Annotated in this window: 4 protein-coding genes; 3 read left to right on the forward strand and 1 reads right to left on the reverse strand. The window is 72.3% G+C overall.

The window, feature by feature from the left end; translation table 11 throughout:
- Together ACOV8S_RS05565 and ACOV8S_RS05570 are read left to right on the forward strand one after the other, a co-directional pair.
- The coding region (locus ACOV8S_RS05565; protein WP_448316404.1) for a cellulose binding domain-containing protein at positions 1-343 on the forward strand (343 nt) is incomplete at its 5' end.
- Positions 344-608: 265 nt separating this feature from the next.
- A complete protein-coding gene (locus ACOV8S_RS05570; protein ID WP_448316405.1) occupies positions 609-1,937 on the forward strand; it encodes an MFS transporter in 1,329 nt (442 codons plus the stop codon).
- 28 nt (positions 1,938-1,965) lie between these two features.
- Here the strand turns inward: ACOV8S_RS05570 and ACOV8S_RS05575 are convergent, their stop codons facing one another.
- On the reverse strand, positions 1,966-2,322 hold the full coding sequence (locus ACOV8S_RS05575; protein ID WP_448317363.1) for a MarR family winged helix-turn-helix transcriptional regulator: 357 nt from the start codon (positions 2,320-2,322) through the stop codon (positions 1,966-1,968).
- Positions 2,323-2,492: 170 nt separating this feature from the next.
- Between ACOV8S_RS05575 and ACOV8S_RS05580 the strand changes: the two genes are divergently transcribed.
- On the forward strand, positions 2,493-3,294 hold an 802-nt coding region (locus tag ACOV8S_RS05580; RefSeq protein ID WP_448316406.1), incomplete at its 3' end, for a crotonase/enoyl-CoA hydratase family protein.

Here is a 3,294-nt window from a genome sequence, read left to right on the forward strand (position 1 = left end):
CCCCACCACCCCGCCGCCCGGCGGGACCGCGTGCAAGGTGACCGCCGCGGTCACCGCCTGGAACAACGGACTCACCGAGAACCTCACCATCACCAACACCGGCAGGTCGGCGGTGAACGGATGGTCGCTCGCCTTCACCCTCCCCGGCGGGCAGACGATCACCAACGGGTGGAACGCCACCTACAAGGGGACCAGCGGCCAGGTGACCGCCACCAACGTGGGCTTCAACGGCACGCTCGCGGCGGGCCAGTCCGCCACGATCGGCTTCCAGGCCACGCACACCGGAAACACGGCCTCGCCGACCGGCTTCACCCTCAACGGCGCCGCCTGCACCACGAGCTGACGCACGGACCGACCGCACACCGGGCGGGCCGGATCCCTTCCAGAGGGCTCCGGCCCGCCCCCGTGCCGCGGCCTCCGCGGCGTCGGGCGCGCGCGGCCGCGCGTGCGTAGCCACCGGCCGGCGTCCGGGTGCGGTCGCGTGCGCAGGCGCCCCGGCGCAGTCGCGCACGTCCGAAGCATTGACAGGTTTCCTGATCGTCCCGACACTGACCGTCGATCAGGAAACCTGACAGTCTCCCCGGCCGGCAGCGCGAAGGAGCCCTGGCATGCAGCCCGCACCCCCCACCACCGGCGACAGCACCCAACTGCGCCGCGCCGTCACGTCCAGCTTCCTCGGCAGCGTCATCGAGTACTACGACTTCCTGCTGTACGCGACCGCCTCCGCGGTGGTCTTCGCCGACGTGTTCTTCTCCGACCTCGACCCGCTGGCCGGCACGGTGGCCAGCTTCGGCACCCTGGCCACCGGCTATGTCGCCCGCCCGCTGGGCGGCGTGCTGTTCGGCCACTTCGGGGACCGGCTGGGCCGCAAGAACATGCTGGTGCTGTCGATGGTCCTGATGGGTGTCGCAAGCTTCCTGATCGGCGTGCTTCCCACCCACGCGAGCGCCGGAAGCCTCGCGCCGATCGCGCTGGTCGTGCTGCGCGTGGTGCAGGGCGTCGCGGTGGGCGGCGAGTGGGGCGGCGCGGTGCTGATGTCCGCCGAACACGCCAAGGACCGGCGCGGGTTGTGGGCGAGCTTCACCAACGCCGGAGCGCCGTGCGGCATGGCGCTGTCCACCGTGGTGATGTCCGCGACCGCCGCGGCCGTCGGCGAGGAGGCGTTCCTCGCCTGGGGCTGGCGCATACCGTTCCTGCTGAGCGTCGTGCTGCTGGCCATCGGCCTGTTCGTGCGGCTGCGGGTCACGGAGACCCCCGTCTTCACGTCGGCCGCCGCCGAGGAGGGGCCCCGGCGCGCCCCGCTCGGGGACGTGCTGCGCAACCATCCGCGGGTGCTGCTGCTCGGCGTGGGCGTCGGCCTGAGCGCGTTCGTGGTGCAGGGCACCCTCACCACGTTCCTCATCTCCTACGCGGTACGGGCCGGCTACGGCCGGGAGACGGTGCTGCACGCCCTCACCGTCTCGTCGACGCTCGCCGTGGCCGGCATCCTCGGCTGGTCCGCCGCCAGCGACCGCTTCGGCCGCAGACCCGTCGTGGCCGCGGGCGCGGTGGCGGTGGGCGCCTACTCCTTCGTGCTCTTCCCGCTGGTCGACAGCGGGAGCACCGCCGCACTGGTGGTGGCCGTCGTCGTGGGGCAGTCGCTCCTGCATCCGATGATGTACGGGCCGCTGGCCGCGCTGTACGCGGAACTGTTCACCACCCGCAGCCGCTACACCGGGGCCTCGCTCGGCTACCAGCTCGCGGGCCTCGGGGCCGGCTTCGCGCCGTTGATCTTCGCCGAGGCGCAGGCGCTCGGCGGCGGCACGACCGCCATCTCCCTGGTCGTCGCCGCGTTCTGCGCGCTCACCGTGGTCTGTGTCCTGGCCCTGGGCGAGACCAGTCGCAACGAACTCGCCGCGCCCGCCGGGAGGCGGCCGGAGGAACGCGAGAACGTCTGAGGCGCGTGCCCGTCCCGGGGCCGCTCCGTCACCGGGGCGGGCGCAACGCCCGCCAGGAACCGTCGAGGGACGAGCGCAGGCGGGTGCGTTCCGTCCTGCTCAGCCCCGAGAGCATCAGCTCCTCGATCGCGGCGTGCGCGTCGGCGTACTCGGCGAGGAGGCGGCGGCCCTCCTGCGTGAGATGGACCAGCAGTTCACGGCGGCTGGCGGGGTTGGGGGAGCGGGAGATCAGCTCACGCTGCTCCAGCGCCCGCAGCATGTCGGCCATGGCCTGGGGGGTGACGAAGGAGTCGCGGGCCAGCTGGGCCGCGGAGATGCCGCCACGCCGTTCGAGCACGGTGAGCGCCGTGTACTGGAGGGTGGTCACCCCCGAGCCGCGCAGCATCTCGTCGAGCCGCGCACGGATGACGAGTTCGAGCCGCTTGACCGCATACAGCAAGGACGGCGCGCGCCGGCCCTCGGCTTCCTCCACCGCTTCCCTCCCGGGTATTGACAGGAATCTTGAGGGTATCAACCATGGTCGATCATCAAGGTTCCTGATGGTCTGGAGATGGTGTGACCGCAGAGAACGACCTCCCCGCATCCCTCTCGCCGACTCGTCACGGCGACATCGTGATCCTCACCCTGAACCGCCCCGTCAAGCGCAACGCCCTGGACGACGCCACCGTACTGGGCCTCGGCCGCTTCTTCGACGCTCCGCCCGCCTGGGCGAAGGCCGTGGTGCTGGCCGCCGACGGCGAGCACTTCTGCGCGGGGCTCGACCTGGCGGAACTCAGGGAACGGGACGCGGTGCAGGGCCTGCACCACTCCCGCATGTGGCACCGGGCCTTCGAGCGGATCGCGTGCGGATCCGTGCCGGTGATCGCGGTGCTCAAGGGCGCCGTGGTGGGAGGCGGCCTGGAGCTGGCCGCCGCCGCCCACCTCAGGATCGCCGAGGACTCCGCCTTCTTCGCCCTGCCGGAGGGTGAGCGCGGTCTGTTCGTCGGAGGGGGCGCCTCCGTACGGATCCCGCGGCTCACCGGTGTGGCCCTGATGGCCGACATGATGCTCACCGGCCGTGTGCTGGACGCCGACGAGGGCGCCGCCGCCGGGCTCGCCACGTACCGGACCGCGACGGGGGAGGGCCTGGCCAAGGCGCTCGAACTCGCCGCCCGCGTCGCCCGGAACAGCCCTGTCACCAACTACGCCGTGATCCACGCCCTGCCCCGGATCGCCGAGGCGGCGCCCGAGACCGGCCTGTTCCTGGAATCCCTGATGGCCGGCGTCGCCCAGAGCAGCCCCGAGGCCAAGGACCGGATGAACGCCTTCCTGTCCGGCCGCGCGGCCAAGGTCACGGCACCGGCATCCACGCCTGCAC

Source organism: Streptomyces sp. CO7, from assembly GCF_053474865.1.